At 71.0% G+C, this 14,931-nt stretch carries 12 protein-coding genes; 4 read left to right on the top strand and 8 right to left on the bottom strand.

The annotated features are described in order from the left end of the window. Window positions 1–10 precede the first annotated feature (10 nt). Complete coding sequence (locus CSC64_RS00120; protein ID WP_162433293.1) at window positions 11–799, bottom strand: enoyl-CoA hydratase-related protein; 789 nt, start codon at window positions 797–799, stop codon at window positions 11–13. 148 nt (window positions 800–947) lie between these two features. On the opposite strand from CSC64_RS00120, the gene CSC64_RS00115 reads away from it, so the two are divergent. From CSC64_RS00115 to CSC64_RS00105, 3 genes are read left to right on the top strand one after another with little or no spacing between them, the layout of a single operon-like run. Next, window positions 948–1,214 (top strand): FeoA family protein, encoded by a 267-nt coding sequence (locus tag CSC64_RS00115; protein ID WP_162433444.1) that lies wholly within the window; start codon window positions 948–950, stop codon window positions 1,212–1,214. After that, window positions 1,211–3,070, top strand: coding sequence for a ferrous iron transporter B (gene feoB / locus CSC64_RS00110; protein WP_162433292.1), 1,860 nt, complete (start codon window positions 1,211–1,213; stop codon window positions 3,068–3,070). Before CSC64_RS00115 ends, feoB begins: the two co-directional genes overlap by 4 nt. 18 nt (window positions 3,071–3,088) lie before the next feature. Further along, complete coding sequence (locus CSC64_RS00105) at window positions 3,089–3,337, top strand: DUF6587 family protein (protein WP_162433443.1); 249 nt, start codon at window positions 3,089–3,091, stop codon at window positions 3,335–3,337. A gap of 145 nt (window positions 3,338–3,482) precedes the next feature. Here CSC64_RS00105 and CSC64_RS00100 read toward each other — a convergent pair whose 3' ends face one another. From CSC64_RS00100 to CSC64_RS00080, 5 genes are all read right to left on the bottom strand, one after another. Beyond that, the gene (locus CSC64_RS00100; RefSeq protein WP_162433291.1) at window positions 3,483–4,859 is read right to left on the bottom strand and encodes a family 8 glycosyl hydrolase; all 1,377 of its coding nucleotides are present in this window, start codon (window positions 4,857–4,859) and stop codon (window positions 3,483–3,485) included. A gap of 6 nt (window positions 4,860–4,865) precedes the next feature. After that, window positions 4,866–5,642, bottom strand: a complete 777-nt coding sequence (locus CSC64_RS00095) for an SDR family NAD(P)-dependent oxidoreductase (protein ID WP_162433290.1) — start codon at window positions 5,640–5,642, stop codon at window positions 4,866–4,868. 64 nt (window positions 5,643–5,706) lie between these two features. After that, window positions 5,707–7,314: a carboxyl transferase domain-containing protein gene (locus tag CSC64_RS00090; RefSeq protein ID WP_162433289.1), complete on the bottom strand. Its 1,608-nt coding sequence runs from the start codon at window positions 7,312–7,314 to the stop codon at window positions 5,707–5,709. Window positions 7,315–7,467: 153 nt separating this feature from the next. Continuing rightward, on the bottom strand, window positions 7,468–7,821 hold the full coding sequence (locus CSC64_RS00085; protein WP_162433288.1) for a hypothetical protein: 354 nt from the start codon (window positions 7,819–7,821) through the stop codon (window positions 7,468–7,470). Between the two features lie 124 nt (window positions 7,822–7,945). Then, on the bottom strand, window positions 7,946–9,121 hold the full coding sequence (locus CSC64_RS00080) for a thiolase family protein (RefSeq protein ID WP_162433287.1): 1,176 nt from the start codon (window positions 9,119–9,121) through the stop codon (window positions 7,946–7,948). Window positions 9,122–9,319: 198 nt separating this feature from the next. Between CSC64_RS00080 and CSC64_RS00075 the strand changes: the two genes are divergently transcribed. After that, window positions 9,320–12,136: a S8 family serine peptidase gene (locus CSC64_RS00075; RefSeq protein ID WP_162433286.1), complete on the top strand. Its 2,817-nt coding sequence runs from the start codon at window positions 9,320–9,322 to the stop codon at window positions 12,134–12,136. Window positions 12,137–12,316: 180 nt separating this feature from the next. Here CSC64_RS00075 and CSC64_RS00070 read toward each other — a convergent pair whose 3' ends face one another. Both CSC64_RS00070 and CSC64_RS00065 read right to left on the bottom strand, forming a co-directional pair. Beyond that, window positions 12,317–13,489 carry an acyl-CoA dehydrogenase family protein gene (locus CSC64_RS00070; RefSeq protein WP_162433285.1) on the bottom strand — a complete coding sequence of 391 codons (1,173 nt, stop codon included), beginning with the start codon at window positions 13,487–13,489 and terminating at the stop codon, window positions 12,317–12,319. An 87-nt stretch (window positions 13,490–13,576) separates the two neighbouring features. Then, window positions 13,577–14,677 carry a Glu/Leu/Phe/Val family dehydrogenase gene (locus CSC64_RS00065; RefSeq protein WP_162433284.1) on the bottom strand — a complete coding sequence of 367 codons (1,101 nt, stop codon included), beginning with the start codon at window positions 14,675–14,677 and terminating at the stop codon, window positions 13,577–13,579. Window positions 14,678–14,931: the final 254 nt, after the last annotated feature.

Here is a 14,931-nt window from a genome sequence, read left to right as displayed (position 1 = left end):
GGCATGGGGTTCATTCCCCGGGTGCCCAGGCCGGGGCGCGCTTTTCGAGGAAGGCGCCGATGCCTTCCTGGCCTTCCGCGGACACCCGCAGGCGCGCGATCAGGTCGGCGTTGGCCCGGTCGCAGGCCGCGGCCTCGCCCGGGTGCGCCGCTTGACGCACCAGCGCCTTGGCCAGCCCCGCCGCGTTCGGCGCGGCGCGGCACAGCAGCGCGCCCTGCGCGGCCACCGCCGCATCCAGCGCGTCGGCGGGCACGACCTCGTGCAGCAGGCCTATGCCCAGCGCGGCACCGGCGTCGAACATCTGCGCCGTGGCGAACCAGCGCCGCGCCTGGCGTGGCCCGATCGCGGCGACCACATAGGGCGAAATCACCGCCGGCAGCAGGCCCAGCCGGCTTTCGGTCAGGCCGAAGCGCGCCTGCGGGGTGCCGATGGCGATGTCGCAACAGGCCACCAGGCCCACGCCGCCGCCGAAGGCCGGTCCGTGCACCCGGGCGATGGTCGGCCGCGGCAGTTCGTCCAGGGTGCGCATCAGCCGCGCCAGGGCCAGGGCGTCGGTGCGGTTCTCGTCCTCGCTGGCGGCGGCCATGCCGCGCATCCACTGCAGGTCGGCGCCGGCGGAGAAGGAGGCGCCTTCGCCCTCCAGCACCACCACGCGGACACCGGGGTCGGCGCCGGCGGCCTCCAGCGCTGCGGTGAGCGCGGCGATCAGCGCGGCGTCGAAGGCGTTGTGCAGCTGCGGCCGGTTCAGGCGCAGGCGCAGCACCGGCCCGGCGCGTTCGGTCAGCAGCGGTTCGGCCATGGTCGGTCCCGATGGATCAAGGCCATGGATGATAGCCGCCGGCACGGCATCGACCATGACGCAGCGCGGCGCGCGCCCGGCCCCGGCCGTGCCGGGAATGGTACAATTGAGAACAATTCTTGATAAGCCAGACCGCCTGATGCCCCCCGTGACGCTGTCCGAGCTGCCGCCACGCACCCCCGTCACCGTCGAGTCCGTAGAGGACCACCAGCCCAACGACGCCATCGCCCGCCGCCTGCGCGAGCTGGGCTTCGTTGCCGGGGAGCAGGTCGAGGTCGTCGCCAGGGGGCCGTTCGGCGCCGAGCCGCTGCTGGTCCAGGTCGGCTATACGCGCTTCGCCCTGCGCCGCAGCGAGGCGGCGCGGGTGCGGGTGGCGGGCATTCGGGTGACGGGCATGCGGGAGGCGACGACATGAGCGCCGCCACCGACACCTTGCGCCTGGCCCTGCTGGGCAACCCGAATTCGGGCAAGACCGCGTTGTTCAACCAGCTCACCGGCAGCCGGCAGAAGGTCGCCAACTACGCCGGCGTGACCGTCGAGCGCAAGGAAGGCCGGCTGCACTCGCCGTCCGGGCGCAGCTACGCGGTGCTCGACCTGCCCGGTGCCTACAGCCTCAAGCCTGCCAGCCTGGACGAGGCGATCACCCGCGACCTGTGCCGCGGCTTCTACCCGGGCGAAGCGGCCCCGGACGTGCTGGTGTGCGTGGTCGATGCCACCAACCTGCGCCTGCACCTGCGCTTCGTGCTGGAAGTGCGGCAGATGGGCAAGCCGATGATCGTGGCGCTGAACATGAGCGACGCGGCGGCGCGGCGCGGCATCGCCATCGACCGCGAAGCGCTGGAGCGCGAGCTCGGCGTGCCGGTGGTGGAGACGGTGGCGGGGCGCCACCACGGCGCGCGCGCGCTGGTCGAGGGCATCGACCAGCTGGCCGCGCACCTGCATGCGCCCGGGGTGCAACTGGCCGACGATGCCGACCTGCACGCCGAGACCCGGCGCCTGCTCGCTGCCACGGTGTCGATGCCCACGCGCACGGCGAAGGTCGACGACGCCCTGGACCGCTGGCTGCTGCATCCGCTGTTCGGGCTGCTGACCCTGGCGGTGGTGATGTTCCTGATCTTCCAGGCCGTCTACGCCTGGGCCACGCCGATGATGGACCTGATCGAAGCCGGCACCGCCGCGCTCGGCGAATGGGTGGGCTCGCGCATGGCCGAGGGCCCGCTGGCCAGCCTGCTGGTGGACGGCATCATCGCCGGCCTGGGCGGGGTGATCGTGTTCCTGCCGCAGATCCTGATCCTGTTCGCCTTCATCCTGGCGCTGGAGGAATCGGGCTACCTGCCGCGCGCGGCGTTCCTGCTCGACCGGCTGATGGCCGGCGCCGGCCTGTCCGGGCGCTCGTTCATCCCGTTGCTGTCCAGCTTCGCCTGCGCGATCCCGGGGATCATGGCCACGCGCAGCATCCAGGACCCGCGCGACCGCCTGGCCACGATCCTGGTGGCGCCGCTGATGACCTGCTCGGCGCGGCTGCCGGTGTATGCGCTGCTGATCGGCGCCTTCATTCCCTCGCGCGAGGTCTGGGGCGGGTTCAACCTGCAGGGGCTGGTGCTGTTCGGGCTGTACATGGCCGGCATCCTCAGCGCGCTGGCGGTGTCGTGGGTGATGAAGAAGTGGCGCCGCGACAAGGGCGAGCACCCGCTGATGCTGGAGCTGCCCTCGTACCGCCTGCCCAACCTGCGCGACCTGGGGATCGGCCTGTACGAGCGCGGCATGATCTTCCTCAAGCGCGTGGGCGGGATCATCTTCGCCCTGACCGTGCTGCTGTGGGTGCTGCTGTCGTTCCCGGCCGCGCCGGCCGACGCGACGATGCCGGCGATCGACTACAGCTTCGCCGGCCGCATCGGCCACGCGCTGGCGGTGGTGTTCGCGCCGCTGGGCTTCAACTGGCAGATCTGCATCGCGCTGATCCCCGGCCTGGCCGCGCGCGAAGTGGCGGTGTCCTCGCTGGCCACCGTCTACGCGCTGTCGGCCGCCGACGACGAGGCCGCTACCCTGGCGCTGACGCCATTGATCCAGGACGGCTGGTCGCTGGCCACCGGCCTGTCGCTGCTGGTGTGGTTCATCTACGCACCGCAGTGCATCGCCACCTGGGCGGCGATCAAGCGCGAGACCGGCTCGTGGAAGACGATGGCGATTGCCGCCGGCTACCTGTTCGCGCTGGCCTACCTGGCTTCGCTGCTGACCTACCAGGTCGCGGTGCGGCTGGGGGCGGGCTAGGGGAGCGCGGCCGTGCCGATGTGGCTGCAGTACGCGATCGTCGGCGCGATAGTGATCGTGGCGCTGTGGGTCTTCGCGAAGAAGCAGCTGCCGGGCACGCTGCGCAAGGCGCGGCTGGCGCTGGCCGCACCGCTGGTGCGCGAAGGCAGGCCGGCGTGGATGCGTGCGCTGGCGCGCCGGATCGCGCCCCCGGGCCGCGGCAGCGCCACCCTGGCCTGTGGCGGCTGCGACAACGACAGCTGCGACCCCGGGCCGAAGCAGCACTGATCCGTCGCCGGGCTCCCTGTAGGAGCCCACTTCAGGGGGCGACGCGGGCGCAGGAAGAAGCTGTGTTCAACGCATCGCCTCCGGAACCGCCGCCTTGAGCGACGCTGCATTCCGGTCATCCCGGGTCGCCCCCTGAAGTGGGCTCCTACAAGGGCGCCGCATCGGCCACGGGGGCCGCAGCTGCCGGTGGCGTCGCATCCGCCGGCAGCCAGGCGCGGAACTTGCCGCTGCAGTGGAGCAGGGCCATCATGTACAGCATCCCGTCGTAGTAGCGGTGCTGCCCTTCCGGCACCGGCAGTTCCCACAGCGCGCGCACGAAATCCAGCCGGCGCGGATGGTCGGCGGCGAGGCTGGCGACCGCGTTTGTCGCCACCAGCCCGGTGGCCTGGCCGCCGCCCAGCGGCGTGCCGTCGAGCGTGTACAGGCTCTGGTAGCCGGCCATCCCCTGCGATGCGAAGAACGCCTGCAGCCGGTTGCTCATCTCCACCTGGCGCGGGTCGCGCGCCCACCACGACCAGTCCACCGACCAGTTCATCGCGCTGCGCCAGGCGTCGTAGCGGAAGTCCACCGCTTCCGGTCGCCACGGCGCGGCCCATGGCGTGCCGTCGAAGTTGCCGTAGTCGGGCGTGAGCGCAGTGTCCGGGTGCGCGGCCTTCGCGAAATAGTCGCGGCTGGCCTGCGCGGCTTCCTTCCAGAACGCCCGGTCGGCCTGCGGCCCGACCCGCGCCCAGACCTCGTAGAAAGCGGGCAGGTGGTAGGAGGCGTCGGTGTGCGCGGCACTCACCAGGTCCGGCGTGAAGCGAACCATCTTCGCCTCATGGTCGAACAGGTTGCCTGCGGCCATCTCGCCGCGTGCGGTCGGCCCGGTGATCCGCTGCCGGTGCAGTACGTCGCCGAGCAGGCGGTCGGCGTGGGCGCGGTAGTCGTACAGGCCTTCGCCATCGCCCCAGCGCTGCGCGGCGAAGTACAGCGCGGTGATGAAGTACTCCTCGCCGTCGGGCGCGGGCATTTCGTCGTTGGCCACGCCGTCGGTGCGCACCGACCAGGCGAAGTAGCCCAGCGCCGGGTGCGCCGGATCGACCTGGTACATGTGGGCCATCGCCCAGTTCCAGATCGCGTCGAACTCGCGCTTCCGGTCCATCTGCACCGCGATCATCATGCCGTAGGACATGCCTTCCGAGCGCACGTCGCCGCTGTTGACGTCGTGGATGTAGGCCATGGGGCCGTGTGCATTGCTGCCGGTCTCGTAGTAGACCAGCTGTTCCTTCGCATCACCGTGGAACAGCTGCGCGAACGCGGCCTGCAGCCGCGCGTCGACCTCCTCGCGCGGGTAGCCGGCTTCGACGAACAGGTCCGGATAGCGGCCGCTGGCGACCGCTCCCGCCGGCGTTTGCGCCGCTCCCGCCGTCGCTGCATCGGTGGCCCGTTGTGCTTCGGTCGCCGGGCGCGCGCAGGCAGCCAGCGCCAGGACCAGGAGCAGCGCGGCGGAGCGACGGAGGGTGTGGAACGGGCGGATGGCCATGCGAATTCAACGCATCCCCTTGTGTTGCCCACCATCGATCGGCACGCACGCGCCGGTCACCCACTGCGCGCGCGGCGAGGCCAGGAACACGGCCACGTCGGCGATCTCCTGCAGCGTGCCCATCCGGCCCCAGGGGATGCTGCCGCGCACCGCCTCGTAGCGCGGCGGGTCCTGCCGGCGCACCTGGTCCCAGAGCCCGCCGTCGAACTCGACCGAGCCGGGCGCGATGGCATTGGCGCGGATCCGGTCCGGCCCGTGGAAGATCGACAGCTTCTTGGCGTAGGCGATCAGCGCGGCCTTGGCCGAGGCGTAGCCGAAATCCGGCCCCGGGCTGGCCTCCAGCCCGGAGATCGACGCCACCAGCACGATGCTGCCGCCACCGGCGGCCTTCATCCACGGGATCACCTGGTCGCAGGCGCGCGCGGCGGCCATCACGTCCAGCTTCAGGCTGGCCTCGAAATCGGCCAGCGACGGCCCCAGCGCCAGCGCCGAGGCGTTGTGGACCAGCACGTCGACGCCGCCGAAGGCCTGGCGCACGCCGTCGAGGAAGTCGGCCAGCGACGCGGCCTCGCCCAGGTCGCAGGGGCGCACGTGCACGCGCCGGCCATGCGCCTGCAGGGCGGTCTCGACCTCGTTGAGCGCACCCTTGCCACGAGCGTCGGCGCCACGCGCGCACACCGCCACGTCGGCGCCCTCGGCCGCCAGCCCCAGCGCGATCGCGCGGCCGATGCCGCGGCTGCCGCCGAGCACCACGCAGCGCTTGCCTTGCAGTTGCAGGTCCATCGATTCCCCTCCAGGCCGATGCGGTGGCGAGTGTGCCGGTCGCGGCGTGGCCGCGTGCGCTGCACTACATCCGGAACACGCCGAAGCGCGCCGGCTCGATCGGCGCATTGAGCGAGGCCGACAGCGCCAGCCCCAGCACCCGGCGCGTGTCGGCCGGATCGATGATGCCGTCGTCCCACAGCCGCGCGGTGGCGTACCACGGGCTGCCCTGGTGCTCGTACTGCTCGCGCACCGGCGCCTTGAACGCTTCCTCTTCCTCCGCGCTCCACTGGCCGCCGCCGGCCTCGATGCCGTCGCGACGCACCGTGGCCAGCACGCTGGCGGCCTGTTCGCCGCCCATCACGCTGATCCGCGCGTTCGGCCACATCCACAGGAAGCGCGCCCCGTAGGCGCGCCCGCACATGGCGTAGTTGCCGGCGCCGAAGCTGCCGCCGATGACCACGGTGAACTTGGGCACGCTCGAGCAGGCCACCGCGGTGACCATCTTCGCTCCGTCCCTGGCGATGCCGGCGTTCTCGTACTTCCTGCCGACCATGAAGCCGGTGATGTTCTGCAGGAACACCAGCGGGATCCCGCGCTGGTTGCACAGCTCGATGAAGTGCGCGCCCTTGAGCGCGCTCTCGGAGAACAGGATGCCGTTGTTGGCGACGATCCCGACCGGATAGCCGTGCAGGTGGGCGAAGCCGGTGACCAGGGTCTTGCCGTAGCGCGCCTTGAATTCCTCGAACTCGCTGCCGTCCACCAGCCGCGCGATCACCTCGCGGATGTCGAACGGGCGGCGGGTGTCGACCGGGACGATACCGTACAGCTCTTCGGCCGGGTACAGCGGCTCGCACGGCTCGCGCACGGCCACCGGCACCACCTTCCTGCGGTTGAAGTGGCCGACGATGCCGCGCGCGATTTGCAGCGCGTGGGCGTCATCCTCGGCGTAGTGGTCGGCCACGCCGGACACGGACGTGTGCACGTCGGCGCCGCCCAGCGACTCGGCATCGACCACCTCGCCGGTGGCCGCCTTCACCAGCGGCGGGCCGCCGAGGAAGATCGTGCCCTGATTCTTCACGATCACCGACTCGTCGCACATCGCCGGTACGTAGGCGCCGCCGGCGGTGCAGCTGCCCATCACCACCGCCACCTGCGGGATGTTGTCCGCGCTCAGCCGCGCCTGGTTGTAGAAGATCCGGCCGAAATGCTCGCGATCCGGGAACACCTCGTCCTGCAGCGGCAGGAAGGCGCCGCCGGAGTCGACCAGGTAGATGCAGGGCAGGTTGTTCTCGCGCGCGATCTCCTGAGCGCGCAGGTGCTTCTTCACCGTCATCGGGAAGTAGGTGCCGCCCTTGACCGTGGCGTCGTTGGCCACGACCACCACTTCCTGGCCCATCACCCGGCCGATGCCGCAGACCATCCCGGCCGCGGGCGCGGCGGCGTCGTACATCTCCTCGGCCGCCAGCGGGGCGATCTCCAGGAACGGCGAACCGGGGTCGAGGAGGGCATCGATGCGCTCGCGGGCCAGCAGCTTGCCGCGCTCGGTGTGGCGTTGCCGCGCCTTCTCGCCGCCGCCGTCGGCGGCACGCCGCAGGCGGCGCTCCAGCTCTTGGGCGAGCTGGCGGTGGTGGGCGGCATGGGCGGCGAACTCGGGCGAGCGCGAGTCAAGCTGGCTGCGGAGGGCGGGCATGGGCATCCTGGGGTGTTGGTGCCCGAAGGATACGGCAGCGGCCGCGATGCGCCTTCTGGCGGCGCAGCAAGTGCGGCCGGGCGGGAGAGCCAGGCAAAGAAAAAGCCGCCGGTTTCCCGGCGGCTTTCCCTGTACAACTGGAAGGTCAGCAGATTACTGCTTGACTTCTTCCTTGGCTTCCTCGGCAGCGTCCTTGGCCTGCTCGGCGACGTCCTGGGCGGCGTCGGCGGTGGCGGCGGCAGCGTCGGCGGCGGCGTCGGTCACGGCGCCAGCGGCATCGGCCGCGGCATCGGCGGCGGTGTCGGCAGCAGCAGCGGCGGCGTCGGCGGCGCCCTGGGCGGCGTCGGCGGTCTCGGCACCGGCGGCAGCGGCCGAATCGGCGGCAGCCTGGGCCTCGGCGGCGGCGGCGTCAGCGGCGGCGGCGGCGTCGGCAGCCTGCTCCTGCTTCGAGCACGCGGCCAGGGCCAGACCCAGGGCCAGGGCGATCAGCAGCTTGTTGATGCTCATGATTGGATGTTCCTCGTCGTTAGTTTGGGCAACGCGCCATTGCGCGCCGGCAACATGATGACAAGCCGGAGTCAGCTGTCAAGCGCCGGTTTGGTCATGTTCTTCAAAGGCAGGTGAAAAACGGTTACACCACCTCGACCGCGATCGCGGTGGCTTCGCCGCCGCCGATGCACAGCGCGGCGACCCCCTTCTTCAGGCCCCGCTTGCGCAGGGCATTGACCAGGGTGACCACCAGGCGGGCGCCGGAGGCACCGATCGGATGGCCCAGGGCGCAGGCGCCCCCGTTGACGTTGACCTTGGCATGGGGAATGCCCAAGTCCTTGATCGGCGCCATCGCGACCACGGCGAAGGCTTCGTTGATCTCGAACAGGTCCACGTCCGCGACCGACCAGCCGACCTTGTCGAGCAGGGTGCTGATCGCGCCGACCGGGGCGGTGGTGAACCACTCCGGCTGGTGCGAGAAGGTCTGGTGGCCGACGATCTTCGCCAGCGGCTGCACACCGCGCTTGGCGGCCTCCGCGGACGACATCAGCACGGTGGCCGCCGCGCCGTCGGAGATGGAGGAGGAGCTGGCGGCGGTGACGCTGCCGTCCTTCTTGAACGCCGGCTTCAGCGTGGGGATCTTGGCCACGTCCGACCTGCCGGGCTGCTCGTCGCTGGCGTACTCGACCTCGCCCTTGCGGGTGGCGACCTTGACCGGGACGATCTCGCCGTCGAATGCGCCGCCGGCCTGCGCCGCCTGGGCGCGCTTGACCGACTCGATCGCGAACGCATCCTGCTCCTCGCGGGTGAAGCCGTACTTGGCCACGGTGGCCTCGGCGAACACGCCCATGGCCTGGCCGTCATACGGGCTGGTCAGGCCGTCCCAGGCCATGTGGTCGACCGCCTGGAAGCCGCCGTAGCGGTTGCCGGTGCGCGAGTTGGGGATCAGGTGCGGTGCGTTGGTCATCGACTCCATGCCGCCGGCGACGACGATGCTGGCCGAACCGGCCTTGATCAGGTCGTGGCCGAGCATGATCGCCTTCATGCCCGAGCCGCAGACCTTGTTGATGGTGGTGGCGCCGGCGCTGGTGGGCAGGCCGGCGGCCAGCGCGGCCTGGCGCGCGGGGGCCTGGCCGAGGTTGGCCGGCAGCACGCAGCCCATGATCACCTCCGACACGTCGGCGGCGGCGATGCCGGACTGCTCCAGGGCGGCGGCGATGGCGGTCGCGCCCAGGGTCGGGGTCGGCACGCCGGTGAACTGGCCGAGGAAGGAGCCGATGGCGGTGCGCTTGGCGGCGGCGATGACGATGTCGGACATGGGACTGGACCTCGCGTGGGGAACCCCGATTATCGCGGCGCCGGCACCGGTGTGCCACCGTCCGCGCGGGCAGGCGACAGCCCGGGCCCGATTGCGGTATAGAACCGGGTCAACGGGAAATCCGGGCGGCGGGCGCCGGAAACCGAGCAAATGGGTGATCCGATGCACATTCTGGGCAGGGGGGCGGCGGGTGCCGGCATGGCACGGTCGCTGCTGGCGGTGGCGATCGTGGGCGCATTGGCGACGGGCCTGGCCGCGTGCGGCGGTGGAAACAGCAAGTCGACCCCGCCGGTGGCGCCGACCTCACCCCCGACTTCGCCGCCCACCACCTCTCCGCCGCCGCTGGTCCAGCCGCCCACCGACGCGCACCTGACCCTGACCCATGCCACCGCCGCCGAGCGCCAGGGCTACACCGGCGCCGGCTACCGCATCGGCGTGATCGACAGCGGCGTCAACCGCAACCATCCGGCGCTGGCCGGGCGCGTGCTGGCGAACCTGAACTACGTCAACACCAGCACCAACGACATGAGCGTGGACGACAAGGTCGGCCACGGCACTACCGTTGCCCAGCTTGCCGCCGGCGCGGCGCTGGGCACCTGGCCCGGCGGCGTGGCCCCGGGCGCGTCGATCCTTTCGGCGCGCATCATCAACGACGAGCGGCCGACCGACGACGGCTCGGGGCAGGGCAACGAGGTCACCGGTGCGATCGGCATCAAGTCGATCAACCAGGACCTGGCCACACGCGGCATGCGGATCATGAACAACTCCTGGGGCGGGCTGTACTGGACCCGCACCAGCGCCACCGCCCCGATCGCCGACGAGTACCGCTTCTTCATCCAGGACTACGACGGGCTGGTGGTGTTCGCCACCGGCAACGAGAGCCGCGCCGACCCGACCAACATGGCCGCACTGCCGAGCCAGCCCGGTCCCGGCAACACCCTGCCGGCGGCGGACCTGGAGCAGGGCTGGCTCGCGGTCGCCGCCCTGGACACGTCCAACCCGACCGAGTTGATGTACTACTCCAACGCCTGCGGGCTGGCGATGAACTACTGCCTGGTGGCCCCGGGCACGGTGGTGTTCAGCGGCCACAACGATACGGCCGACAACATCACCTTCTATTACGGCAGCGGTACTTCGTACGCCGCGCCGCTGGTGTCCGGCGCGGCGGCGGTGCTGTGGGAGAAATTCCCGTACTTCAACAACGACCTGATCAGGCAGACCCTGCTGGGCAACGCCACCGACCTGGGCGACCCGGGGGTGGACGCGGTGTTCGGCTATGGCCTGCTCAACCTGGGCAAGGCCCTGGGTGGGCCGTCGCAGTTCAATTGGGGCGATGTCACCGTGGATTTTTCCGGCTCATCGACCTGGAGCAACGGGATCACCGGCGACGGCGGCCTGGTCAAGCGTGGCAGCGGCACGCTCACCCTGGGCAACGCCGGCCTCTACCTCGACTACCGCGGCGACACCCGGATCGAGGGTGGCACCCTGAGCATCCAGGGCGACCTGCATTATTCGGACGTCACCGTGGCCGCCGGCGGGCGCCTGGCCGGGACCACCTGGCTGGGCGCGGACCTGAGCAACGCCGGCGTGGTCCAGATCGACGACGCCAGCGCAGGCCGCGGCGGCTTCACTGTCGAGGGCAACTATGTGCAGAAGGCCGGTGGCCGGCTGTCGATGATCCTGGGCTACGGCCAACTGCTGGTCGACGGCACCGCGACGATCGAAGGCGGCGACGTCCACGTGTCCGGGGTGCGCAGCGGCTACGTCGCCCAGGCGCGCGAATACGTGCTGACCGCCGACGGCGGCCTCACCGGCCGCTTCAGCGGCGTGGGCGCGGCCTCGAGCATCTTCCTCGATGCCACCCTCGGCTACAGCGCCAACTCGGCGTGGATGGACATCACCCGCCTGGACGTCAGCGTCGCCGCGGCGAGCCTGGCCGACATCACTCCGGCCGCGATCGGTGCGGCGCAGCGGGTGGAGGCGGCCTTCGACGGGATCGACGCGCAGCAGGACGGCGGCCACGGCAGCATCGACGACGGCTTCATCCGCATCGCCGGGGATTTCCAGCAGATCACCCGCGCCGACACCGCGCGCGCCTCGCTGCGCAGCCTGTCCGGCGAAGTGCATGCGGCGGCGCTGGCGGCGACCTTCGACACGATGGACCTGGGCCGGCGCACGCTGTCCACGCGCTTCGACGCGCTGGCATCGGGCGGCCAGCGCACCGGTGCCTGGATGGAAGGCCTGGCCGGCAGCGGCTCGGCCGGCACCGGCGCCGATGCGCAGTACAGCGGCTGGCTGGCCGGGCAGGACTTCGCCGGGGACGGCGCCATCGCCGGCCTGGCCTTCGGCGAGACCCGCAGCGACAGCCGCTTCGACGGGCTGGTCGACCGCAGCCGCGAACGCCAGGCACAGGCGCAGCTGTACCTGGGCCGGCAGTGGGGGCAGGGCTACGTGCTGGGCCGCTTCGGCGCCGGCCAGTGGCAGCGGCAGATCGACCGGCAGTTACTGCTGGGCGCTTCCAGCTTCGGGCTGCACAGCGACTACGACGGCGATTTCAGCAGCGCCGGGCTGGAGGCGGGATACCGTTTCGACGCCGGTGGCGTCGCGCTGGTGCCGTACCTGGTCACCGAGCATGCGCGGGTGGCCAGCGACGGCTTCCGCGAGGCCGGCGCGGCCGGTTTCGGCCTGCGCAACGACGGCAACGTGGCCAGCCGTTCGCAGGCGATCGCCGGCCTGCGGCTGCAGCGTGCCTGGGGCGCGTTCGAGCTGGACGGCTATGCCGAATGGCAGCAGACCCTGGCCAGCGACGGACTGTCGCTGTCGGCCAGCTTCGTCGGCGTGGATGCGTGGTCGCCGCTGGCGGCGACCGATCCGGCGCTGTCGGGCGGGCTGTTCGGGGTGGCGGCACGGGCCTGGCTGACGCCGCGCTCGGCGCTGTCGTTCGGCTACGACCAGCGCTTCGGCCCGCGCGGCGACGCCGGCATGGCCTCGCTGCGCTACGCCGTCGGCTTCTGACCGGCGCCGCCGCTCCTCTGTAGGAGCCCACTTCAGGGGGCGACCCTACGCGGTAGGGAGGTGCCGCGTTCAACGTGGAACCTCCGGATGGATCTCGTTGAACGTGGCTGCGCCCATGCGTCTTCGGGTCGCCCCCTGAAGTGGGCTCCTACACGGGCGGCGGCGAGGAGGGCAGGTCGGTCAGGCCTTGCCTTCGAACAGTTCGCGGCCGATCAGCATGCGCCGGATCTCGTTGGTGCCGGCGCCGATGGCGTAGAGCTTGGCGTCGCGCAGGATCCGGCCGGTAGCAAACTCGTTGATGTAGCCGTTGCCGCCCAGCGACTGGATCGCTTCCAGCGCCACCTGCACCGCCGCCTCGGACGCGTGCAGCAGGCAGCCGGCCGCCGCCGCGCGCGAGGACAGCCCGGCGTCGAAATCGCGCGCGACCTGGTAGGCGAACGCGCGCGAGGACTGCAGCGCGGTGTACATGTCGGCCAGCTTGCCCTGCATCAGGCCGAAGGTGCCGATGGCCGCGTCGAACTGCCGGCGCTCGCGCACGTAGGGCAGGGCGATGTCGATGGCCGCCTGCATCAGCCCGATCGGGCCGCCGCTGAGCACCAGCCGCTCGGTGTCCAGGCCGCGCATCAGCACGCGCACGCCCTGGTTCACTTCGCCGAGCACGTTCGCCGCGGGGATCTCGCAGTCCTCGAACACCAGCTCGCAGGTGTTGGAACCGCGCATGCCCAGCTTGTCCAGCTTCTGCGCCGTGGAAAAACCCTTCATTCCGCGCTCGACGAGGAACGCGGTCATGCAGCGGCTGCCCGCCTCCTTGCCGGCGGTGCGCATGTACACGATCAGCACGTCGGCCTCGGGGCCGTTGGTGATCCACATCTTGCTGCCGTTGGCGACCCACGCGCCGTCGGTGCCCCGGTCCGGCACGAACTGCGCGGCGCAGCGCATCGAGCCGACCACGTCCGAACCGGCGCCCGGTTCGCTCATCGCCAGCGCGCCCTTCCATTCGCCGCTGCACAGCTTCGGCAGGTACTTCGCGCGCTGGGCGTCGTTGCCGTTGAGGTAGAGGTTGGACACGCACAGGTTGGAGTGCGCGCCGTAGCTCAGGCCGACCGAACCGGAAGCGCGCGAGATCTCCTCCATCGCCACCAGGTGGGCCAGGTAGCCCATGCCGCTGCCGCCGTACTGCGGATCCACGGTCATGCCCAGCAGGCCCAGCTCGCCCAGCTTGGGCCACAGGTCCTGCGGAAAGGCGTTTTCCTCGTCGATGGCCGCCGCCCGCGGCGCGATCTCCGCCTCGGCGAAGCGGCGCACGGCCTCGCGCAGGGCGTCGATTTCCTCTCCCAGCTGGAACGTTCGCATGGGGTCCCCTGATGGTTTCACATGAACCCATTGTAGGCCCGGCAGCGCCCGGGGACACGTGCGCCCGCAGCAAATCCCCCGGGTGCGTCAGCGCTCGCCGCGCAGGTGGTTCATCCGCGGACGGGTGCGGCCCAAGGGCAGTTTCAGCTTGCCGATCGCCTGCAGGCGCGCTTCGGCGATGCGGTCGGCGGCGTACTGCGGGCTGATGCCTTCGCGCTCGGACAGGTCGAAGATCCTGGCCACGTTGTAGTAGATGCTGCGGATCAGCCGCATCGCCCGCTCGCGGTTGTAGCCGTCGATCTCCAGCGACACGTTCATCACCCCGCCGGCGTTGACCGCATAGTCGGGCGCGTACAGGATGCCGCGCCGGTACAGCTCGTCGCCGACGGCATGGCTGGCCAGCTGGTTGTTGGCCGAGCCGCAGACGATCTTCACCTTCAGCCGCTCCAGGATGGCGGCATCGATCGCGCCCTCCATCGCGCAGGGCGCGAACACATCGGCGGCCACGTCGTAGATCTCGTCGGGCTTGACCGCCTCGACCCCGTACTCGGCCACCGCGCGCTCGACCAGCGTCGGGTCCAGGTCGGTGGCGTAGAGCTTGGCGCCGCGCTCCTTGAGCAGCTTCACCAGTTCCATGCCGATGTGGCCCAGGCCCTGCACCGCGATGCTGGTCTTGCCCACCTCCTCGTGGCCGAGCTTGCGCTGCAGCGAGGCCATCAGCCCCTGCAGGGTGCCGTAGGCGGTGAACGGGGCCGGGTCGCCGGAGCCGCCGTGCACCTGGTGCACGCCGGTGACGAACTCGGTCTCCAGGTAGATCTGCTCCATGTCGTTGACGTCGGTGCCCACGTCCTCGGCGGTGATGTAGCGCCCGCCCAGCGCCTCGACCTGGCGGCCGAAGGCGCGGAACAGCACCTCGGTCTTGGCCGTCTTCGGGTCGCCCAGGATCACCGCCTTGCCGCCGCCGATGTGGAGCCCGGCCAGCGCGTTCTTGTAGGTCATCGTCCGGCTCAGGCGCAGGACATCCCTTACGGCATCGGCCTCGTTGGCGTAGTGGCGCATGCGCACACCGCCCACGGCCGGGCCGAGCACGGTGTTGTGCACGGCGATGATCGCCTTCAGGCCCGCCTCGGGGTTGTTGCAGAAAACGACCTGTTCATGGCCGGAGGTGGCGAGGGTTTCGAAAAGCATCGGCTGGCTCCGCGTCGTGTCGCGCATGCGGCAGGTGGCGCGCGACAGTACCCTGTGGCTTGCCCGGCTCGCACCGGGTCCGGAAAACAAAAAAGCGACGTGGCCGGGGGGAGGGGGCATGCGTCGCGGGCGCCATTCTAACCCCAGCCCCGCGACCCGGCGCCCCCTGCGCCCGCGTACGGCTCACCCCGTCCCGCGCATCCCCTTGTAGGAGCCCACTTCAGGGGGCGACCTGGCAGGCGCCTGGCGTCGTC

Source organism: Pseudoxanthomonas koreensis (assembly GCF_010093225.1).
In the GTDB taxonomy this organism is placed as follows: Bacteria; Pseudomonadota; Gammaproteobacteria; order Xanthomonadales; family Xanthomonadaceae; genus Pseudoxanthomonas; species Pseudoxanthomonas koreensis.
This window is presented reverse-complemented; position numbering and strand designations above follow the sequence as displayed.